General features: G+C 58.0%; 20 protein-coding genes. 5 read left to right on the top strand and 15 right to left on the bottom strand.

Annotated features, from left to right (window positions below; genetic code table 11):
* Positions 1-8: 8 nt before the first annotated feature.
* The 8 genes from LG383_RS01120 to rppH form a co-directional block, all read right to left on the bottom strand.
* Entirely contained in the window at positions 9-332 is a 324-nt protein-coding gene (locus tag LG383_RS01120; RefSeq protein ID WP_106994430.1) for a prepilin-type N-terminal cleavage/methylation domain-containing protein, read from the bottom strand.
* On the bottom strand, positions 317-721 hold the full coding sequence (locus LG383_RS01115) for a DUF2509 family protein (RefSeq protein ID WP_225758139.1): 405 nt from the start codon (positions 719-721) through the stop codon (positions 317-319). The genes LG383_RS01120 and LG383_RS01115 overlap by 16 nt, the downstream gene beginning before the upstream one ends.
* Complete coding sequence (locus tag LG383_RS01110) at positions 718-1,281, bottom strand: prepilin peptidase-dependent protein (RefSeq protein WP_225758138.1); 564 nt, start codon at positions 1,279-1,281, stop codon at positions 718-720. Before LG383_RS01110 ends, LG383_RS01115 begins: the two co-directional genes overlap by 4 nt.
* Positions 1,272-1,736, bottom strand: coding sequence for a prepilin peptidase-dependent protein (locus LG383_RS01105; protein ID WP_225758137.1), 465 nt, complete (start codon positions 1,734-1,736; stop codon positions 1,272-1,274). Before LG383_RS01105 ends, LG383_RS01110 begins: the two co-directional genes overlap by 10 nt.
* A gap of 183 nt (positions 1,737-1,919) precedes the next feature.
* The gene (gene thyA / locus LG383_RS01100; RefSeq protein ID WP_142486965.1) at positions 1,920-2,714 is read right to left on the bottom strand and encodes a thymidylate synthase; all 795 of its coding nucleotides are present in this window, start codon (positions 2,712-2,714) and stop codon (positions 1,920-1,922) included.
* A 6-nt stretch (positions 2,715-2,720) separates the two neighbouring features.
* A complete protein-coding gene (gene lgt / locus LG383_RS01095) occupies positions 2,721-3,593 on the bottom strand; it encodes a prolipoprotein diacylglyceryl transferase (RefSeq protein ID WP_225758136.1) in 873 nt (290 codons plus the stop codon).
* A gap of 194 nt (positions 3,594-3,787) precedes the next feature.
* Positions 3,788-6,034 carry a phosphoenolpyruvate--protein phosphotransferase gene (gene ptsP, locus LG383_RS01090; RefSeq protein ID WP_225758135.1) on the bottom strand — a complete coding sequence of 749 codons (2,247 nt, stop codon included), beginning with the start codon at positions 6,032-6,034 and terminating at the stop codon, positions 3,788-3,790.
* Between the two features lie 12 nt (positions 6,035-6,046).
* Positions 6,047-6,577, bottom strand: coding sequence for an RNA pyrophosphohydrolase (gene rppH, locus LG383_RS01085; protein ID WP_032613763.1), 531 nt, complete (start codon positions 6,575-6,577; stop codon positions 6,047-6,049).
* A gap of 684 nt (positions 6,578-7,261) precedes the next feature.
* Between rppH and mutH the strand changes: the two genes are divergently transcribed.
* The 3 genes from mutH (at position 7,262) to LG383_RS01070 (ending at position 9,460) form a co-directional block, all read left to right on the top strand.
* Positions 7,262-7,954 (top strand): DNA mismatch repair endonuclease MutH, encoded by a 693-nt coding sequence (gene mutH / locus LG383_RS01080; protein WP_106994423.1) that lies wholly within the window; start codon positions 7,262-7,264, stop codon positions 7,952-7,954.
* Between the two features lie 130 nt (positions 7,955-8,084).
* Positions 8,085-8,303: a lipoprotein YgdR gene (gene ygdR / locus LG383_RS01075; protein ID WP_032613767.1), complete on the top strand. Its 219-nt coding sequence runs from the start codon at positions 8,085-8,087 to the stop codon at positions 8,301-8,303.
* 116 nt (positions 8,304-8,419) lie between these two features.
* Positions 8,420-9,460, top strand: a complete 1,041-nt coding sequence (locus LG383_RS01070) for an NADP(H)-dependent aldo-keto reductase (RefSeq protein WP_225758134.1) — start codon at positions 8,420-8,422, stop codon at positions 9,458-9,460.
* A 105-nt stretch (positions 9,461-9,565) separates the two neighbouring features.
* On the opposite strand, the gene lplT is transcribed toward LG383_RS01070, so the two are convergent.
* Both lplT and aas read right to left on the bottom strand, forming a co-directional pair.
* Complete coding sequence (gene lplT, locus LG383_RS01065; protein WP_225758133.1) at positions 9,566-10,759, bottom strand: lysophospholipid transporter LplT; 1,194 nt, start codon at positions 10,757-10,759, stop codon at positions 9,566-9,568.
* The gene (gene aas / locus LG383_RS01060) at positions 10,752-12,911 is read right to left on the bottom strand and encodes a bifunctional acyl-ACP--phospholipid O-acyltransferase/long-chain-fatty-acid--ACP ligase (protein WP_225758132.1); all 2,160 of its coding nucleotides are present in this window, start codon (positions 12,909-12,911) and stop codon (positions 10,752-10,754) included. Before aas ends, lplT begins: the two co-directional genes overlap by 8 nt.
* Before the next feature lie 423 nt (positions 12,912-13,334).
* Here aas and galR point away from each other — a divergent pair, with 423 nt between their 5' ends.
* Complete coding sequence (galR, locus tag LG383_RS01055) at positions 13,335-14,351, top strand: HTH-type transcriptional regulator GalR (RefSeq protein ID WP_225758131.1); 1,017 nt, start codon at positions 13,335-13,337, stop codon at positions 14,349-14,351.
* On the opposite strand, the gene LG383_RS01050 is transcribed toward galR, so the two are convergent.
* From LG383_RS01050 to LG383_RS01035, 4 genes are all read right to left on the bottom strand, one after another.
* The gene (locus LG383_RS01050) at positions 14,312-14,788 is read right to left on the bottom strand and encodes a GNAT family N-acetyltransferase (RefSeq protein ID WP_106994417.1); all 477 of its coding nucleotides are present in this window, start codon (positions 14,786-14,788) and stop codon (positions 14,312-14,314) included. The two genes, galR and LG383_RS01050, sit on opposite strands and share 40 nt — an antisense overlap.
* The gene (locus LG383_RS01045; RefSeq protein ID WP_166183835.1) at positions 14,785-15,558 is read right to left on the bottom strand and encodes a GntR family transcriptional regulator; all 774 of its coding nucleotides are present in this window, start codon (positions 15,556-15,558) and stop codon (positions 14,785-14,787) included. Before LG383_RS01045 ends, LG383_RS01050 begins: the two co-directional genes overlap by 4 nt.
* 72 nt (positions 15,559-15,630) lie before the next feature.
* Positions 15,631-17,058: a glycoside hydrolase family 1 protein gene (locus LG383_RS01040; RefSeq protein WP_225758130.1), complete on the bottom strand. Its 1,428-nt coding sequence runs from the start codon at positions 17,056-17,058 to the stop codon at positions 15,631-15,633.
* Entirely contained in the window at positions 17,055-18,392 is a 1,338-nt protein-coding gene (locus LG383_RS01035) for a PTS sugar transporter subunit IIC (protein ID WP_106994414.1), read from the bottom strand. The genes LG383_RS01040 and LG383_RS01035 overlap by 4 nt, the downstream gene beginning before the upstream one ends.
* Positions 18,393-18,683: 291 nt before the next feature.
* Here LG383_RS01035 and LG383_RS01030 point away from each other — a divergent pair, with 291 nt between their 5' ends.
* A complete protein-coding gene (locus LG383_RS01030) occupies positions 18,684-19,721 on the top strand; it encodes a LacI family DNA-binding transcriptional regulator (protein WP_225758129.1) in 1,038 nt (345 codons plus the stop codon).
* On the opposite strand, the gene lysA is transcribed toward LG383_RS01030, so the two are convergent.
* Positions 19,691-20,953 carry a diaminopimelate decarboxylase gene (gene lysA, locus LG383_RS01025; protein ID WP_225758128.1) on the bottom strand — a complete coding sequence of 421 codons (1,263 nt, stop codon included), beginning with the start codon at positions 20,951-20,953 and terminating at the stop codon, positions 19,691-19,693. The two genes, LG383_RS01030 and lysA, sit on opposite strands and share 31 nt — an antisense overlap.
* Positions 20,954-20,978 lie beyond the last annotated feature (25 nt).

The raw sequence follows: 20,978 nt of genomic DNA, 5'->3' as shown, positions 1-20,978 counted from the left end.
GCTCCCAACTACTGGCTAACCGGGCAGTGCAGGCGCGTCATTTGCCCCTGCCGACCCAATGGAGAAATAAGTGAGACCGAGATGCTGACACATCCGGCCGGTGTTGTCTGCACCCTGTTGACCTGCCAGCCCGGAGGGATATCCCCGGCGGCCAGCTGTGACTGAGACCAGACATGACGCCAGAGCTGGCGATACTGCTCAAGGGTGACAAAACGGCTGGCTAAAACACGATGGTAACCCGCCAGCCCGGTGACGACCATCACCATCAGCATCATGGCCAGCAAGACCTCGACGATGCTGAACCCCTTCTGTTTCGCTACGGCTGCTGACATAACGCTTTCTCCTTCAGAGGACAAAAATCGCTCCAGCCGTGCGGGGAAAAGACCACCTTTCCACCCTTCACCTCGCCCAGCCGCCACAGCATCACCCTGCCGCTGTTGGCGATAAGCACTACGCGTTCCTCGAGGATGCGTAAGCAGACGCGCCACGGCTGCTGCGGATGCTGTCGGCACGTGACCTCAGCCTGGGTTTGCCAGGGGAGCGTTCTTCCCCACTCCAGCGCGGACTGGGCTATCGCCTGATGCTGTATCGCCTGACGTTCCGTACTGACGATGCGCATCAGGGCGGCCAACTGCTGGTTGAGCCCGGCCAGCATCAGGCTGCCGAGAATCAACAGCAGGAGCACCAGCGCCAGCGATGACATCCCCTGCTGACGATTCACAGATTAAACCCGGTCACGATGTGGTGTGCCTCGACTTCGCCATCAGGCTGTCCGTTGGCGGAGGCCGCCAGCGTCAGGCTCAGCTCCGGCGCAAAGCCCGCCCGTGAAATGCGCTGCACCTGAAAACGCTGAACCCTGATCCTGTCAGGGTCGGTCATTCTCTCCCAACCCTTGCCGTCGCACTGCGTCGCACCTCGCAACGTTTCCAGTGCGCCGCCGTTCAGGCGAAAACCAGTTTGCTCTGCGGCAGCGGATGGCGAGGTTTCCCAGCGGCCGTTGCTGTTTTCGTCCCACTGGACAATGACGCATTCGTCGCGCAGGCCAATCTTCAACCCCTCGCCTTCGCATTTTCCCGTGCAGTACCCCGCCCGCTGCAGGTGCTTACCGATGCCGTTGATGCGCAGCCAGAGTTCCTCTTCCAGCTCCTGCTGCTTCGTCAGCCCCATTATCGACCGCTGTAGCGCAGGCAAAAATCGCGCCGCACTCATCAGCAGCACGCTGCTTATCGCCATCGCGATCAGCACTTCGGTTAGCGAAAATCCTTGCTGATTTACCGGCATGCGAACTCCCCCTTGCCATTGCACATGCGGATACGTCCCCATGCGGAAATCAGGATCAGCCACTCTCCGGCCTGGCTTTGCAGACGCACTCTTCCGGCCCAGGCGGTATCGCGTAAACCGTAAAACCCCAGCGCAGGCGTCAACTCGGTGACCTGTATGTCAGGCCACTGCGGCGTGAGCACAAAGGCGTTGTCCGCCTGGCACTCCGGAATACCGCTCTTTAACAGACACCACCGTTTGCCGTCCTGTTTCAGGGTCACGGTATGGTCCTGATTATTGCGCCAGGCGTCATTTCGCAGCACCACCAGATAATCCCGCACCTGGCGCGCCGTCTGCCATAGCTGCTGTTGCTGCTGCCAGCGCCGCCAGCCATATAGCCCTGCGGCACTGAGCGTCATAATCAGCGAGATGGCGATCAGCATTTCCATGAGGGTAAAACCCTTTTCCTTTTTCATGGCAGCAGTTTGCCGTGAGGAAAAAAACAGTTCGAGGGAGAGATGTGTAAATTACGAGGCGGTTTCAGCACTTCTGGAGGAGTTGCAGCGCGTTGCAATTTCCGCGGACGAAGGCTCGCAAAACCGTCACGCAGGCATAAAAAAACCGGCGCAGAGGGCGCCGGTCATGTCAGGATTGCAGCCTCAGATGGCCACAGGGGCTTTGATTCCCGGATGCGGGTCGTAACCTTCAATTTCGAAATCTTCGAAGCGATAGTCGAAAATGGAGTCCGGTTTACGTTTAATCACCAGTTTCGGCAGCGCACGCGGCTCGCGGGTCAGCTGCAGGTGGGTCTGTTCCATATGGTTGCTGTACAGGTGGGTATCCCCGCCGGTCCAGACAAAATCACCCACTTCCAGGTCACACTGCTGGGCCATCATATGCACCAGCAGCGCATAGCTGGCGATGTTAAACGGCAGACCGAGGAAGACATCGCAGGAGCGCTGATAGAGCTGGCAGGAGAGCTTGCCATCCGCCACATAGAACTGGAAGAACGCATGGCACGGGGCCAGCGCCATTTTATCCAGTTCGCCCACGTTCCAGGCTGAGACGATGATACGCCGCGAGTCTGGATCGTTTTTCAGCTGGTTCACCACGGTGGTGATCTGGTCAATATGGCGGCCGTCCGGCGTAGGCCAGGCGCGCCACTGCTTACCATAAACTGGGCCCAGATCGCCGTTTTCATCCGCCCATTCGTCCCAAATGGAGACGTTATTCTCGCGCAGATAAGCGATGTTGGTGTCGCCCTGCAGGAACCAGAGCAGTTCATGAATGATCGAGCGTAAATGGCAGCGCTTGGTCGTGACCAGCGGAAAGCCTTCCTGCAGGTTGAAGCGCATCTGGTGGCCAAAAATGGAGATCGTACCGGTGCCGGTGCGATCGTTCTTTGGCGTGCCCTCATCGAGCACTTTTTGCATCAGTTCAAGATACTGTTTCATGATTCCTCAGGAGACCTGTTGCTGTGGACGACGATACGCCCAGACCATCATCAAGATGCCTGCCACAATCATTGGCACAGAGAGGATCTGCCCCATGCTGATGTACTGCACCCACTCACCGGTAAACTGCGCATCCGGCTGGCGGAAGAACTCAACGATGATGCGGAACGCACCATAACCGATCAGGAACAGGCCCGATACGGAGCCCGTCGGGCGCGGCTTGCGGATGAACAGGTTCAGAATGATAAACAGCACCACACCTTCCAGCGCCATTTCATAAAGCTGGGACATGTGGCGCGGCAGAACGCCGTAGGTGTCGAAAATCGACTGCCACTCCGGATGCGACGGCAGCAGCGCCATATCTTCGGCACGGGACTGCGGGAACAGCATGGTGAATGACACGCTTGGATCGACGCGGCCCCACAGTTCGCCGTTGATAAAGTTACCGAGACGACCTGCGCCCAGCCCAAACGGGATCAGTGGGGCAATAAAATCAGCCACCTGGAAGAAGCTGCGTTTGGTACGTTTGGCGAAGATGACCATTACCAGGATGACGCCGATCAGGCCACCGTGGAAGGACATACCGCCATCCCAGACGCGGAACAGGTAGAGCGGATCGGCCAGGAAGACCGGGAAGTTATAGAACAGCACATAGCCGATACGTCCACCGAGGAAAACGCCGAGGAAACCGGCATACAGCAGGTTTTCCACTTCGTCTTTGGTCCAGCCGCTGCCAGGGCGTTTGGCACGACGGCCAGCCAGCCACATGGCAAAGACGAAACCGACCAGATACATCAGACCGTACCAGTGAAGCGCAACGGGTCCTACTGAGAAAATGACCGGATCAAACTCCGGAAAATGCAGATAGCCACTGTTCATCTGTCACCACAAGATGTTGTTATTCCGCTGAAAGTGGACAGCGGCAGAGATGCGCGCAGAGGTGTACCCTGCGCTCCAAAGTTGCGAATCATAGCACAAGCGAGCGTGGAGGTTGCGCCCGAGATGTAAAAGATGTGTATAGAGACTTCGCGCAGTTTGTATCCCTCCTCCCGAGGTGAAGGGATACCCGGTGCTTAACGCCCGCCGCGGATCAGGCCACCCATGCCGCGGCGCTCCATAAAGGCCGCCACCTGATGACGCACTTCCGTTGCCAGCTGGGCTTCAAGACTGCGTTTCGCCAGCAGCTGCGCATCCTCAAAGTCAATATGGCGCAAGAGATACTTCACGCGGGCGACGGAGCGTCCGTTCATGGATAAGTGACGGAAGCCGAGGCCAATCAGGATCGCCACACACATCGAGTCACCCGCCATCTCACCGCATAAACGCAGGTCGAGGCCCTGCTCTTGCGCCTCGCGGGCAATCATCGCCAGCGCACGCAGCATCGCCGGATGCAGGCTATCGTAAATGCTCGCCACCCGGGTGTTGTTGCGATCCACCGCCAGCATGTACTGGGTCAGATCGTTGGTGCCCACCGAGATGAAATCAACCCGCGTCGCCAGCTGCGGCAGCATAAAGACCATCGAGGGAACTTCGAGCATCACCCCAATCCGCGGTTTCGGAATCTCGTAGCCGATCATCTCTTCGACTTCGCGTCCGGCGCGTTCGATCAGACGGCGGGCTTCATCGATCTCGTCAATGCTGGTGACCATCGGCAGCAAAATGCTGAGGTTGCCGGTGGCGGCATTGGCGCGCAGCATGGCGCGCACCTGGATCAGGAATATCTCCGGCTGATCGAGGGTAATGCGGATCCCGCGCCAGCCCAGGCAGGGGTTCTCTTCGCTGATCGGCATGTACGGCAGTTGCTTATCGGCGCCAACGTCAAGGGTACGTAAGGTCACCGGTTTGTCGTTGAACATCTGCAACATGCCCTGATACTGCGCGACCTGTTCCTCTTCAGAGGGGAAGCCGCTTTGCAGCATGAACGGGATTTCGGTGCGGTAGAGACCGATGCCATCAATACGGCTGCCGAGCTTCTCTTCGTGTTCCGGACTCAATCCGGCATTGAGCATCACTTTGATCCGCTCACCGCTTTTTAGCGCCGCAGGCTGATTAACGTCATCCTCGGCAAGACGGCTCAGCTCGTTCTCTTCGCTGATAAGCTTTTGATATTCCTGCAACAGCACCGGTTCAGGATCGACCAGCAGCTCGCCGCGATAGCCATCGACTACCAGCGTACGCCGGTGCAGCGCCGAAGGCTGAATATCCGCGCCCATCACCGTCGGGATCCCCAGCGCGCGCACCATAATGGCGGCATGGGAGTTGGCGGCGCCATCGCGCACCACGATCCCGGCCAGCCGGTCCTGCGGCAGCTCTGCAAGCGTGGTGGCGGAGAGTTCATCCGCCACCAGCACAAAGCGCGGCGGCCAGGTATTGGCCCCCTGAATGGTGTCATCGAGATGGAACAGCAGACGCTGGCCTAAGGTACGCAGATCCCCGGCACGCTCTTTCAGATAGCCGTCGGTTAAGGCAGCGAACTGCTCGGCAAATTTTTCGACGATCTTTTTAACCGCCCACTCCGCTACCGAGCCGCTGTCGACCTCGTCAAACAGCTCCCGGCGTAGCCGGGCATCGGATAACAGGTGGGAATAAAGATCGAAGATCGCTGCCGTCTCTTTCTGCGCTCCGGCGGCAAAACGCTTGCTGTAGCGACGAAACTCATTGGCGGCCTCTTCCAGCGCACCGGTGAGACGTTCGCGCTCAAGGGCGGTGTCCAGCGTCGAAGCTTCGTAAACCTGCTCCATTAACGGCAGCGTGGCGTCCATCCAGCCTTCTGCAATCGCAACGCCCGGCGAAGCCGGTAAGGCGCGAATGCGCGTCTGCCGGTACTGACCAAACAGCGCCGCCAGCTGCGACTGGGAGAGGATAGCCGCCATTTGCGTGGCCAGCGTAACGAGGAATGACTCTTCGCTTTCGTCGTACTGGCGCAGCTCACGCTGCTGGACCACCAGCACGCCAAGCAGCTGGCGGCGCTGGATAATCGGCACGCCGAGGAAGGCGCGGAAGCGCTCCTCTTTTACGGAAGGAATATATTTAAAGCTGGGGTGTTTCTGCGCATCGGCAAGGTTGATGGGTTCCGCCAGACGCCCGACCAGACCGACAACGCCTTCATCAAATGCCAGCGCGACGGTACGACCACGCGGTTTTTTCAATCCGCGCGTGGCCATAAGGTAGTAACACCTGCGGTCGTGATCGGCCAGATAGACCGAACAGACCTCGGTTTCCATCGCAAGGCAGATATCCGTGACCAGAATATCCAGCGCCTCGTTGAGCCGCGGGGCACTGGCCACCTTCTCGACTATTTCACGCAGGCGGGTGAGCATAATGTGCGTAGCTTAACCTCTTTTACGTCGCCAGGCAGGTGCGCTCTGCGGCTTAGGAGGGGCCTCCTGAAGCATCATCACAGCACTTGCGAACTCTTTCATCACCCTACGGTAAACGTCGCGCTTAAACGACACGACCTGACGAACGGGATACCAGTAGCTGACCCAGCGCCAGCCATCAAATTCGGGCGTGCTGCTGGTTTGCATATTGATATCCGCATCGCTGCTCACCAATTGCAGAAGAAACCATTTCTGTTTCTGGCCGATACATACCGGCTTTGTGTCCCAACGCACCAAACGCTTCGGTAACTTGTAACGCAACCAGTTGCGGGTCGAAGCCAGAATGCGAACATCCTTGCGGCTTAAGCCAACTTCTTCGAACAGCTCCCGATACATCGCTTGCTCTGCAGACTCTCCTGGATTGATCCCGCCTTGGGGAAATTGCCAGGAGTGCTGACCATATCGCCGGGCCCACATAACCTGACCCTGGCGATTACAAATTACGATACCTACATTCGGGCGGTAGCCATCGTCATCAATCACCGGACTACCCCAAACTAAACCTTATATATAAATGATTGTTTCACACTCCAGTGAGGCGGTAAACCACTCTCTTTCTGGCCTGGAGCCTAATAACATTTGAATAACTCACAATTATCAGCTGAGTTATAAACAGATGAGCGGTCAGAAGGGCAATTTTATTCACTTTTTCTGTGGATAGAGTTGTGAAGAAGTGTGGAATTACCGATGGACAACCCAGATCACTCTGAATATTGCAGAGAATAGCGTTTTTTACAAACCACTATAATTCATACAGTTAAATTGTGAATTGTGTGAGTTACAGCGCTTATTGTGATGCAGGTCACCTTAAAGATCCTGGTGCTGATGAAAGATCGAACAACGTCGGTTTTATCCACAGATTGTGCCAATAAGTTAGGCACATTTTGTCTGATTTTTCGATTTTCATCCCACGTCAAGGCTGTAAATGGAAACAGTAGTGGGTGTTATACCCAGTTATCCCATTTTTCTGTGGATAACAGGGGGTAAGATCCTGTTTATTGTCAGTGACCAGATTTGAACAACCCGGATGCCCTCCTCAACCTGACCGGATTACAGCCGATAAAAACACTGATAAATCATCCACCTGGCATCAGCAAAAAGAAAAAGATAAACTCATTCAGTGCAGTGGAAAACTGCTGTTCATTTTTTAACCATAAGGCAATGCTCATGCTTTCCCTCGCCCCTCTGACGTCTCCCCCCGCAACGGAAGCGGCATTACTGCAACAAGCGCAACGCCTGGCGGGATACTCGCTGGGAGAACTCGCTGCCCTGGCTGGTCTGCCAATTCCCCCCGATCTTAAGCGTGATAAAGGGTGGACGGGCGTTCTGCTGGAGCTGTGGCTGGGAGCCAGCGCGGGCAGTAAACCTGAACAGGATTTTGCCGCCCTGGGGGTGGAGCTGAAGACGATCCCCATCGACAGCCTGGGCCGCCCGCTGGAGACCACTTTTGTCTGCGTGGCGCCGTTAACCGGCAATACCGGGATCACCTGGGAGAGCAGCCACGTGCGGCATAAGTTAAAGCGCGTGCTGTGGATCCCGGTAGAAGGCGATCGCGCGATCCCGCTGGCGCAGAGGCGCGTCGGTGCGCCCTTGATCTGGAGCCCGAATGAGGAGGAAGATCGTCAGCTGCGGCTGGACTGGGAGGAGCTGATGGACATGATCGTGCTGGGTCAGGTGGAGCGTATCACCGCCCGCCACGGGGAAGTACTCCAGCTGCGGCCCAAAGCGGCAAACAGTAAAGCGCTGACCGAAGCCATAGGCGCGGGCGGCGAACCTATCCTGACGCTGCCCCGCGGCTTTTATTTGAAAAAGAACTTCACGGGAGCCCTGTTAGCACGTCATTTTCTGCTGAATACCTGACTTTTTAGCCAGAATTATGTCTTTTATCACAGATTTGCCTGTTTTTTCAGATTTCACCGCTTTGTAAAAAACCTTGCCCGAGTTATTACTACAATAAGATGTAATACGAGCCAGGTGGAGGTAATAAAGAATGAAAAAATGGGCAGTAATAATCTCGGCTGTTGGTTTAGCGTTTGCCGTTTCAGGTTGTAGCAGCGATTACGTCATGGCGACGAAAGATGGCCGCATGATCCTGACCGACGGCAAACCCGAAGTCGACGATGATACCGGTCTGGTTAGCTACCGGGATCAGCAGGGTAATAATATGCAGATTAACCGCGACGACGTTTCACAGATTATTGAAAGATAGTATTAAAGGTCAGCAGCTTGCTGACCTTTTGATTTTTCGCTTCCCCTCTGTCATGTTTATATTCCTTTGTCGGGAGTTTCCTGACGCATAAAACATGTCAACTAAGGAAGCCGGCTATGCATTATCACCGTATCCCCCATAGCGCACTTGAGATAAGCCAACTGGGGTTGGGCACGATGACATTTGGTGAACAAAATAGCGAAGCCGATGCCCATGCGCAACTCGATTACGCCGTCAGCCAGGGCATTAACCTGATTGATGTCGCAGAAATGTACCCGGTTCCGCCGCGTCCGGAAACACAGGGCTTAACCGAAACCTACGTCGGCAACTGGCTGGCGAAACGCGGTAATCGCGAAAAGCTGGTTGTTGCCTCCAAGGTCAGCGGCCCGTCGCGCAATAACGACAGCGGCATTCGCCCGAATCAAAACCTCGATCGTAAGAACATCCGCGCCGCGCTGGACGCCAGCCTGACGCGTCTGCAGACCGATTACCTCGACCTCTATCAGGTTCACTGGCCTCAGCGTCCGACCAACTGTTTTGGCAAGCTCGGCTATAGCTGGAGCGACAGTGCGCCGGTCGTTACGCTGCTGGAAACCCTGGAAGCCTTAACCGAGTGCCAGCGTGCGGGGAAAATCCGCTATATCGGTGTCTCTAACGAAACGGCCTTCGGCGTGATGCGCTATCTGCACCTGGCGGATAAGCACGATCTGCCGCGCATCGTTACCATTCAGAACCCGTACAGCCTGGTGAACCGCAGCTACGAAGTGGGTCTGGCGGAAGTGAGCCAGTATGAGGGCGTCGAGCTACTGGCCTACTCCTGCCTGGCCTTTGGCACGCTGACCGGTAAATATCTTAACGGTGCAAATCCGGCGGGGGCACGTAATACGCTGTTCAGCCGCTTTACCCGTTACAGCGGCGAACAGACGCAGAAAGCGGTAGCAGCCTATGTGGATATCGCCAGACGTCACGGGCTCGATCCGGCGCAGATGGCGCTGGCGTTTGTACGCCGTCAGCCGTTTGTTGCCAGCACCCTGCTGGGCGCGACCACTATGGAGCAGCTGAAAACGAACGTCGAAAGCTTCCATCTGGAGCTGAGCGAAGAGGTGTTAGCGGAGATTGAAGCGGTGCATCAGGTGTATACCTATCCGGCACCGTAATAAAAGCAAAAAGGCAACGTAAGTTGCCTTTTTTAATGTTTGCGCCCTCTCCCCGTGGGAGAGGGTCGGGGTGAGGGCATCAGGGCACACAACCCATCGGCCCTGTCACCGCCGACGCTGCCAGATCCACAGTCCCGTAATCGCCAGCGCAAACAGGCCCCCAAACCCAACGCCAATGCCTACCACCGGCACACCCACTTTCACCGCCAGCGAGTAAAGACCCAGCATCAGCAGCATGGCGGCGTTTTCGCCGAGGTTTTGTACCGCGATGGCGTTACCTGCCCCCACGGTATGTTTCCCGCGCTCCTGCAGTAGCGCATTCAGCGGCACCACGAAGAAGCCACCGCAGATCCCCATCAGGAACAGCAGCGCATAAGCCGGTAACAGCGCATGCTGCAGCGCGAAGATCAGCACCACAACGCCGATCAGGATCCCGGCGGGCATGCAGCGTGCGACGGTTTGCAGCGTCACCAGCTTCGCTGCGGCCCCCGCACCCAGCACAATGCCCACTGCCACCATCGCATTGAGATAGGTCGGCGTGGCGTTATCGGTAATGCCCAGCGCCGTTGGTACCCACAGCACCAGCAGGAAGCGCAGCGTCACCCCCGCGCCCCAGAACATGCTGGTGCCCAGCAGCGAGAAGCGGGTTTCGCCGTTACGCCACAGCACCCGGCAGGCGTTAAAGAAGCTGGCGGTCATCGGCGTAAAACGCCAGGACTGTCCCGGACGCGCCGCCGGCAGTTTCGGGATAAACAGGTTAGCGATCACCGCCCCGCCATACATCACCGCGCAGACACCCAGTGCCGCCAGCACATGCCAGTCCGCCAGCACCCCGCCTGCCATCGAGCCCAGCAGGATCGCCGCAATCGTCGAGGCCTCCATCAGGCCGTTGGCTTTGACCAGCTTATCACCGGTGGTGAGTTCACCGAGGATGCCGTATTTGGCCGGTGAGTAGGCTGCCGCTCCGATCCCCACCAGCGTATAGCCGATAAACGGATTCACACCAAAGCAGATGCTGGCGGCCCCCAGCAGTTTCAGGCTGTTGGCGAACATCATTACCCGCCCTTTGGCGAAGCTGTCCGCCACCTGACCGACAAAGGGGGCGAAAATGATGTAAGCGCCCACAAACACCATCTGCAGGATCGGCTGGCTCCAGTCCGGATAAAACTGGGATTTGAGCAGCGCCAGGGTGGCAAACAGCAGCGCGTTATCACCAAAGGCAGAGAGGAACTGGGCGGCAGTGACCGCCATCATCCCTTTCGACCAGATGGAGGTGTTAGTGGGTACTGACTCACTCATTATGCGGCTCCGCCTGGTCAACCATACCTTTGAGAGTAACGAAATCCGGTTTGCCGCTGCCCAGCACCGGGAGTTGTTTCAGATAGCGAATATCGCGCGGCATCGCCAGCTCCGGAATGCCATGCTCGCGGGCCTTCTGCAGCAGCTGCTCGCGCTTCAGTTCGCTGTCGGTAGTAAAGAGCACCAGCGCCTCGCCTTTGCTGGCATCGGTTTTCACTGCGGTAGCGTGCATTTTGTCCGCCGATACGGCCAGCGCCAGCTGTTCAACCATCTCCAGCGACACCATTTCCCCGGCGATTTTGGCAAAGCGTTTTGCGCGCCCCTGGATCTGCACGTAGCCCTGCTCGTCAAAGCGCACGATGTCGCCGGTGTCGTACCAGCCAGTCTCCACCTCACCGTTAACGTTTTCTGCCGTCGGCACTTCCAGCACGCCGGGGTTTTCTACCCGCAGATAGCCGTTCATGACGTTCGGGCCCTTCAGCTGCAGACGTCCGCCCTCTTCGATACCCGGCACGGCAAGCAGCCGCGCGTCCATCCCCGGTAAAATGCGTCCGACGGTGCCGGGTTTGGCCGCCATCGGCACGTTAATGGAGACCACCGGCGCGCACTCGGTCACGCCGTAGCCCTCCAGAATGCGCAGACCAAACTTGTCCTGCCACAGCTGGCGAGTGCTCTCCTGGAGTTTCTCTGCCCCGGCCACCACGTAACGCACGCGGTGGAAATCGTACGGATTGGCAAAGCGGGCGTAGTTGCCGAGGAAGGTCGAGGTGCCGAAGATCACCGTGCAGTTACGGTCATAAGTCAGCTCCGGCACAATGCGATAGTGCAGCGGACTCGGGTAGAGGAACACTTCGGCCCCGGTCAGCAGCGGCGTGAACAGCCCTACCGTCAAGCCAAAGGAGTGGAACAGCGGCAGCGCCGACATAAAGCGGTCTTTCGCGGTGAAGTCAGCGATGGTTTTGATCTGCTCGACGTTGGCCAGCAGGCTCTTATGGCTGTGAACCACTCCTTTCGGGTTCCCCTCCGAGCCGGAGGTAAAGAGGATCACCGCGGCATCTTCCGGCTGTTGTTTGACCTGGGCCAGGTGCGGCATCAGCAGGTGGGCAAAAATCCACAGCTTATCGCCGACAGTGACTTCGGCTTTCAGATCTTCGAGGAAGACCCAGCGCACCTGGGTAAGCTGCTCCGGCAGATGCCAGAGTTTGCCTTTATCAAGAAAGGTGCGTGAGGTGAACACGGTGTTGATCTGCGCGGCGGTGAAGGCGCTGCTGAGCCCTTTCACCCCTGCGGTGTAGTTCAGCATCGCCGGAATACGCCCGCGGGAGACGGCGCCAAAGATCACCGCAGCGCTGATCCCGGCATTCGGCAGCATCAGGCCGATCTTCTCCCCCTGCTTGCTGTATTTTTCGAGGATACGGCCAACAAACAAGGTCTTGGTCAGCAGCTTGTGATAGCTGTCAGGGGCAAAGTTGATGTCGTCGATGCAGTTTTTCTTCGCGCCATAGCGGTACATCGCCGTCAGCAGCGACTCGTACAGGGTTTCGCGCGGGCGGACTGCCATCCGCGCTTCCATCATCACCTGATGCAGCATCTCCCCGGCGATTTTACGTCGATCGCGGGCACGCGGTACGTCGGGCATCGGCAAGGAGGTGGGCGGCAGCAGATGCAGGGTGATGCGCGGGAACAGGCGCTGTTTCACCAGCCCTTTCAGGCGGCTGAAAAATGTCAGCTCCGCGCCTTCAATGCGCACCGGCACCACCGTGGCACCGGATTTCGCCGCCACAAAGCCCGCACCGTCATAGATTTTCATCAGCGAGCCGGTGATGGAGATCCGACCTTCCGGGAAGATCACCACCGGACGCCCCTGCTCAATCAGACGCACCAGATGTTTAATCATCATCGGCTTGGTCGGGTCGAGCGGAACAAAATCAATCAGCTTCGTCAGCCAGCGCATGTACCACTGCTTGCTGACGGAGGTATAGACCGCAAACACCGGACGCACGGGTAAAAACAGCGCCAGCAGGATGCCATCAATAAAGGAGACGTGGTTGGGGGTAATAAGAACGCGATCGGCGTGCAATGCCTGCGTGTCGCCCGTCAGACGGACGCGAAAAAGAAGACGGAACAGCGTGCGGAAGAACCCAAATAGCATTTCAACTCCCTTTGCCTTTCAATGAGCCGGGTTACGGTAAATTGTGGCAGATTACACGAGAAGTGCAGCAGGAGCGACAGCCGGATAAAGACAAAAAAAAACCTGCGCATCTGCGCAGGCTGGTGCAAGAGATGAGTACGCAGTACGTACTAAGAATTCTCACCAATCAATACCTCTGGGATCTCAAATGTAGCAATGGCGACCAAACCCCCGCCAGCAGACAATCGCAACAGCCTGAGGCAAAGTGTAAGCAAAGATTCAAATTCTCCCGCTTCTGTCACGCTTCGCTGTGTAACGATTACACAATTTCCTCTGCCGTCTGTCACCTTTGTGAATTGCCTCACCGCCCTGCGCTTGAATACGCCTCACTTTTCCGCAACACTATTTAGTGTGTAAACGCTTACCCTAAAGAGAAGGTAGAGAATGGCGACAATTAAGGATGTGGCCCGACTGGCGGGTGTTTCTGTTGCCACGGTTTCACGCGTCATCAACAATTCACCCAAGGCCAGCGAAACGTCCCGCCAGGCGGTGATGACTGCCATGGAATCCCTGAATTATCACCCGAACGCCAACGCCCGGGCACTGGCTCAGCAGTCCACCGACACCGTCGGGCTGGTGGTGGGTGATGTGTCGGATCCCTTTTTCGGCGCGATGGTGAAAGCCGTTGAGCAGGTCGCCTACCACACCGGCAACTTTCTGCTGATTGGCAATGGCTACCACAACGAACAGAAAGAGCGTCAGGCGATTGAGCAGTTGATCCGCCATCGCTGCGCGGCGCTGGTGGTGCATGCCAAAAAGCTGTCAGATGACGAGTTAGTGCATCTGATGAAGCAGATCCCCGGGATGGTAATTGTGAACCGCATTATCCCCGGCTATGAACAACGCTGCGTGGCGCTGGACGATCGCTACGGCGCCTGGCTTGCCACCCGCCACCTGATCCAACAGGGGCATACCCGCATCGGCTACCTCTGCTCGAACCACCCCATCTCCGATGCCGAAGACCGGCTGCAGGGCTACTACGATGCGCTGCGCGAGAACGACCTGCCCTGCAACGATCGTCTGGTCACCTACGGTGAACCTGATGAGAGCGGCGGGGAGCAGGCGATGACGGAACTGCTGGGACGAGGGCGTAACTTTACGGCGATTGCCTGTTATAACGATTCGATGGCCGCCGGGGCGATGGGGGTGTTGAACGATAACGGGATTGACGTGCCGGGAGATATTTCGCTGATCGGCTTCGATGACATTCTGATCTCCCGCTATGTCCGCCCGCGTCTGACCACGGTGCGCTACCCGATCGTCACCATGGCGACTCAGGCGGCGGAGCTGGCGCTGTCACTGGCGGATAAACGCCAGCCGCCGGAGATCACCCACGTGTTCAGCCCGACGCTGGTGCGCCGTCACTCGGTCACGCCACCGGCAGAGTCGGCCAGCGAATAGCGGTAGAGGTGCACGGTTTTGTCCGGGTACTCCAGACCGTCACCGATATAGTGCCAGCCGTAGCGTTCATAGAAATCGCGGCAGGCGGACCAGAGATGCAGTTCGCGATGCCCGCTCTCTGCGGCATACCTCTGCACGTACTGCTGTAATTTTCCTGCCAGCCCCTGCCCGCGCGCCGCTTCGTCCACGTACAGCGCCGCCAGCCAGGGGTAAAGATCCTGGCGGGTGATCAGGTCGCAGCGCCATAACCCCACCGTGCCGAGTAACCGATCGCCCTCGGTGGCAATAAAGGTCAGCGGCAGCGCGTCCGGAGTTTGACTGTAGGTCACTACGCTGGCGAAAAAGTCTCGCGCCAGCCCGTCGCCAAAGGCCTGCCACAGCCAGTCGATCACCTGCTCCGCATGTTGCGGGGCGGCGTAAAGCGGTTGGATCTTCACACCAGCTTCCCCTGAAAAACAGGCACCGACTCAAACAGGTAGCCGTCAAAATCCGGGGCGTCTTCATCGGAGAGCTCCAGCAGGCTCTTTTTGACATTTTCCAGATGCTGGAACATGGCCTGCCAGGCCCCCATCACATCGCGGCGACGCAGCGCGGCGAGGATGGTTTGCCGGTCGCCCAGCCACTTCAGACGGTACGCCCGGCTGGCGATATGGACGTTGAACTGCTGCCACAGCGGGCTGCTGTCCATGTGGTGCCAGACGCTTTCGACGGTCGCCAGCAGCATCTGATTCTGCGTGGCACCCGCCAGCACCAGATGGAACATCTTGCTGTTGTCCTGGCTGTTGTCGTTGGCGGCGATCGCCCGCTGCTCCTGCTCGATGATGCGACGCAGGTTGTCGATATCGGCGCGGGTGGCCATTTTGGCCGCAAAGGCGGCGATGTTGCTTTCGAGCAGCTGGCGCGCCTGTAGAATTTCAAACGGGCCAACGTCGCTTGTTAACAGACGCTCTTCCTCGTTCTCATGCTCTTCGGGGATGCGCATCACGTAGACGCCGGAACCCTGACGGATATCCACGGTGCCCTGCAGCTCCAGCATCAACAATGCTTCGCGCACGATGGTGCGGCTGACGCCGTAGGTCTCCGCGATATTGCGCTCCGGCGGCAGACGCGAGCCCACGGGATAGTGCCCCTGGATGATCTGGGCGCGTAAATCCTCGCCAATCTCCTGGTACTGCTTCTTTTCCGCCGGGACGACAGCCTTATCCACGTTATCACCTGTACTCTGAGTTAATGCGGGCCAGTTTGCGCCCTATGTTACCAGAAGCGCCGCGATCTGCGCCTACTTCCATTCGTCATCGAGGGTCAGGGTCAGGACGCGCGAATCGCGCAGTTGCCGGAACCAGCTGGCCGACTTTTTAGCGCGTCGGGCGCGGTTATCCGCCAGGTCGATCTCAATCAGACCGTAGCGGTTCTTGAAGGCGTTCATCGGCGAGACGTTATCGGTGAAGGCCCACAGCATGTACCCGTGGCAGTTCGCCCCCTCCTCCCGCGCCAGCAGGGTGTAATAGAGATGCTCGCTGATAAAGTTGATGCGGTAGTTGTCCTCGATAATGCCGTCACGGTTACGGTACTGGCCTTCGTTCTCAACCCCCATCCCGCTTTCGGCCACGAACCAGTCGATGTTGCGGTAGTCGTTTTTGATCCGCATCGCCATGTCGTAAATGATGCGCGGGGCGATCTCCCAGCCGCGGGAGGGATTCATTCGTCGCCCCGGCAGTTCAAACGGCTCATAGTAGTACGCCGGATGGAACGGCGTCTCCGGGTGCCAGGCCCGGGACGGCGCCTTCACCCGGTGCGGGTAATAGAGGTTAATCCCCAACTCGTCGACGGTGTTGTCGGCAATCAGCGCCAGCTCCTCGGGGCTGTACTCCCACGACACCTGATGTTTTTCCAGCAGGGTGAACAGCTCCTGCGGGTAGTAGCCGTGCACCAGCGGATCGAGGAATACCCGGTTGTAGAACAGATCGTAGATTTCGGCAGCCTTCACGTCATGGGCCGCACGTGAGCGCGGATAGGTCACTTCCGGGTTGAGAATGCAGCCCACGCTGCCGTTATACCCCTTCTCGCGGAACAGCTTCACCACCTTCGCCGTCGCCAGTACCTTATGGTGATTCCACTGCATCCAGGTGCTGGTGTTCTGTTCGTAAGGCCAGCGCAGCGCGTCAAGATAGACCCGGGTCTGGACCACAATCGGCTCGTTGAAGCTAAACCAGCGCTTCACCAGGTGGTGATAGCGGGCGAAGACCTGTTCGGCATAGCGGACAAACAGCTCCACCACGTGCTTCGAGGCCCAGCCCCCGTAAGTTTCCAGCAAGGTGCCAGGCAGCTCGTAGTGCTCCAGGCAGATCATCGGCTCGATGCCCTGACGGTGCATCTCGGCAAACAGGGCGTCGTAATACGCGGCGTACTCCTCATCGACGGTGGCGTTTTCATAGTCGGTGAGAAAACGCGACCAGTTGATGGAGGTGCGGTAGTGGGTCAGCCCGGCCTGCTTCATCAGCGCCACGTCTTCGCGGAAACGGTTGATAAAATCGGTCGCCACCGCCGGGCCGTAGCCGTTATGCCACACCTGACGATCGTTTTTGTACCAGAGATCGATCCACGAATCCTGGCCCGCTTTCTTCCCGATCCAGCCCTCGGTCTGCCAGGCGGAGGCCGCGGCCCCGAGGATGAAGTCCCCGGGGATAGTCATCTGTTTAATGCTCATGCGTTATTCGTCGCCTCCTTGTTAGCAGCCTGAATCGCGGCCTGCTCGGCACGGCGTGAAGCGATCTTCACAAACGGCAGGTAGATCAGCACCGCCGTGATAATGCAAACACCCTGCGTGACCACCGCCCCCATCGAACCGGCAGTGGAGAGCCAGGCGTTGATCAGCGGCGGCGTGGTCCAGGGGACCATCACCACCGCTTTGCCGGCAAAACCGGTGACGGTGGCGAAGTAGCCGATGGAGCCGGTCACCAGCGGGGTGATGATGAACGGGATGGCCAGAATCGGGTTGAGCATGATTGGCATACCGAAGATCACCGGCTCGTTGATGTTAAAGATCCCCGGCCCGATAGAGAGCTTGGCGATCTCCTTCATCTCTTTACGTTTGGTGCCAATCATCACCGCGATCAGCAGGCCGATGGTCAGGCCTGAGCCGCCGATGCTCATGTACACATCCCAGAACGGCATGGTGATGATGTTGGGGATCTCTTTCCCCTGCTCAAAGGCGCTCATGTTGACGGTGATCGCCCCCAGCAACAGTGGCTCACGGATCGGTTTGATCATCTGGTTACCGTGGATCCCGATCACCCAGAACAGCTGGGCGACGAACATCAGCAGCAGGATCCCCGGCAGGCTTTGCACCACCCGCTCCAGCGGCTGCTGCACCACCTGGTAGACCGCATCGTAGAGGTACATGCCGGTGACCTGATGGAACACAAAGCCGAAGGTGGCGATGACGGTGGTGGTAATGATCGCCGGGATCAGCGCCGAGAACGAGGCCGACACGTTCGGCGGCACGGTGTCAGGCATCCTGATTTTCAGCCCCGGACGGCCCTCCAGCCAGCAGTAGATCTCTACCGACAGGATGGCGATAAACATGCCGAGGAACAGGCTGCGGGTGTCAGAGAACTGGCGCAGGAGCACGTCTTTCACGATGTGCATTTCGCCGTCGATCATCATCTCCACGGTGGTCGGGGTGACGCAGATAAAGCAGATCACCGCCAGCAGCCCCGGGAACAGGGACTTAATGCCGTTAATGCGCCCCAGCTCGATGCCAATTAAGAAGACGGCCCCGATATTGAGGAAGTTCAGGGTGGCGTAGTTCAGGGCGCTGGTGATCGGTTTCAGCGTGGCGAGGAACGAGAGCGACTCAAAGCTGGCTAAGCCGTTTTTTGGATCCAGCACCATGTTGGAGATCAGCACCGAAAATGCGCCTACGATGATGACCGGCATTAAGGTGATGAAGGCGGACTTTATCGCCATGATATAGCGATAACTGTTGAACTTAGTGGCGAAACTGCCCAGAGAGTTGATCAGTTTTTCCTGTAATGCCATGGGGTAATACCTCAGTAAAAGGGCCTTTATTGGGATAAGGTGTACAGCCGGCTTCTATTGGCATACCAAAAATAGCTTCTGGTGAAGATTTGTTCTGTGATTAAGCTCCCAACGCGGCAAGAGGTATCCCGGAGTGTGATTTATAACCACTTTGGTATACCACTTTTACCTGACCCGTCACCCGTTACCAGAAAGCGTGATCCTGATGGGGGTTTTGCCTCTCCCGCCCGGCTTATGCCCCTGAACGTCTGTGATAAACTTGCGTGCATAACGTGGAAGCAGGAAGAGCAAATGGCAACAATGCTGGATGTCTCACTGCGCGCGGGCGTGTCGAAAGCCACGGTGTCGCGCGTACTGAACGGCACAGGTCAGGTGAAAGAGAGTACCCGTCAGCAGGTGTTTAACGCGATGGAAGAGCTGGGCTATCGCCCCAATTTTCTGGCGCGATCGCTGGCGAACCGGACCAGCAACAGCATTGGTCTGGTGGTCTCGACCTTCGACGGTTTTTACTTTGGTCGCCTGCTGCAGCAGGCCTCCCGTCAGACCGAAACGCACGGGAAACAGCTGATTGTCACCGACGGTCACGATACCCCGGAGCGGGAGGAAGAAGCGGTGCAGATGCTGGCCGATCGCCAGTGTGATGCCATCGTGCTTTACACCCGCTACATGAGCGAAAAAGCGATCATGAAGCTGATCAACAGCGTGCAGATGCCACTGGTGGTGATCAACCGCGACGTCAGCCAGGCCCGGGAACGCTGCGTGTTCTTCGAGCAGCAGGCAGCGGCGTTCAGCGCCGTGGAGTACCTGATAAGCCAGGGGCACCGGGAGATCGCCTGTATGACGGTGCCGATCCACACCCCCACCGGCAAGGCGCGACTGACCGGCTACCGCATGGCGCTGGAAAAGCATGGCATTCCCTGGGATGAGAGCCGGGTAAAGTACGGTGACTCAGGGATGACCCGCGGGTATGAGCTGTGCCAGGAGTTACTCAACGACAAGGTGCCATTCAGCGCCCTGTTTGCCTGTAATGACGATATGGCTTTGGGGGCGTCGAAGGCGCTGCACCAGGCCGGGCTGCATATTCCGCAGGATGTGTCGCTGTTCGGCTTTGATGACGCCCCCTGCGCGAAATGGCTGGAGCCTGCACTTTCTACCGTCTATCTGCCGATCGACAACATGATCACCACCGCTATCGATCAGGCGATCCGACTGGCGAAAAGCGAGCCGATCGAAGCGATTCCGCCGTTTACCGGCACGCTGGTATTACGCGATTCGGTAGCGACGGGACCCTGGTTCGATCAGAACAATTCGAGGGCGAGCAGTTCCTGAATGGTCTGGCGACGGCGAATTAAACGCGCCGCGCCCTTATCAAACAGCACTTCCGGCAGCAGCGGACGGCTGTTGTAGTTCGAGGACATCGACGCGCCGTAGGCACCGGTATCGTGCAGCACCAGATAATCTCCAGGCACAACCTGCGGCAGCGCGCGGGTTTCAACTTTCCCGCCCTCCTGCTGGGTGAAGACATCACCGGATTCACACAGCGGCCCGGCCACCACCGTCTCCACCACTGACGCCTGGGTTAAATCCCGGCCGTCAGCCGCGAGGGCGGTAATGTGGTGATAGCTGCCGTACATCGACGGACGCATCAGATCGTTAAAGCCCGCGTCGATCAGCACGAAGTGACGGCTGCCCATCGCCTTCACGCTGCGCACCTGCGCCACCAGCACGCCGGATTCCGCCACCAGGAAACGCCCCGGCTCGATCTCCAGCTTCACCGGATGACCCAGGTGGGCGGCAATTTTCTCCCGCGCGCCGTTCCACAGGCCATAGTAGTGATCGGTGTCGATCGCCTCTTCCCCTTCGCGATACGGGATCGATAAGCCACCACCCGCGGAGATCGCCTCCAGATCCTGACCAAATTCGATCACCTGGCGCACCATCGCGCCGCACACCTGCTCCAGGTGACCGTAGTCCACGCCGGAGCCAATGTGCATGTGAATGCCCACCAGCTTCAGGTTATAGCGCTGCAATACTTCCAGCGCCGCAGGCAGATCGCTGTACCAGATGCCGTGTTTACTGTTTTCGCCGCCGGTGTTGGTCTTCTGGCTGTGGCCGTGACCAAAGCCCGGGTTGACCCGCAGCCAGACGCGATGGCCCGGCGACACCTGCCCTAATTGCTCCAGCATATCCACCGAACCGGCGTTAACCGGGATCTGCAACTCATGCACCCGGGCCAGGGTGGCGCTGTCGATCAGGTCGGCGGTAAAGACGATGGAGTCGCGTTCACGCTTTGGATCGTAACCCGCCGCCAGCGCACGCTCGATTTCGCCCAGCGAGACGGAGTCGACCTTGACGCCCTGCTCGCGCATCAGGCGCAGAATATGGATATTGGAGCAGGCTTTCTGGGCAAAGCGCACCACGTCGAACTGATGCAGCGCCGCAATTTTGTCGCGGATAATCTGCGCGTCATAAACCCAGACCGGGCAGCCAAACTCCGCAGGCAGGCGCAGTAAATTGTCAGCGTTCAGGTCGGTATCAGTGTTGTTCAGCGGGCGTGGCATGGTGTTCTCCGGGAAGGCAATTTTT

It is taken from the genome of Leclercia sp. Marseille-Q4284, assembly GCF_916618945.1.
Taxonomy (GTDB): domain Bacteria; phylum Pseudomonadota; class Gammaproteobacteria; order Enterobacterales; family Enterobacteriaceae; genus Enterobacter; species Enterobacter tamurae.
The sequence above is the reverse complement of the archived record's forward strand: the minus strand, read 5'-3'. Positions and strand labels throughout refer to the sequence as shown.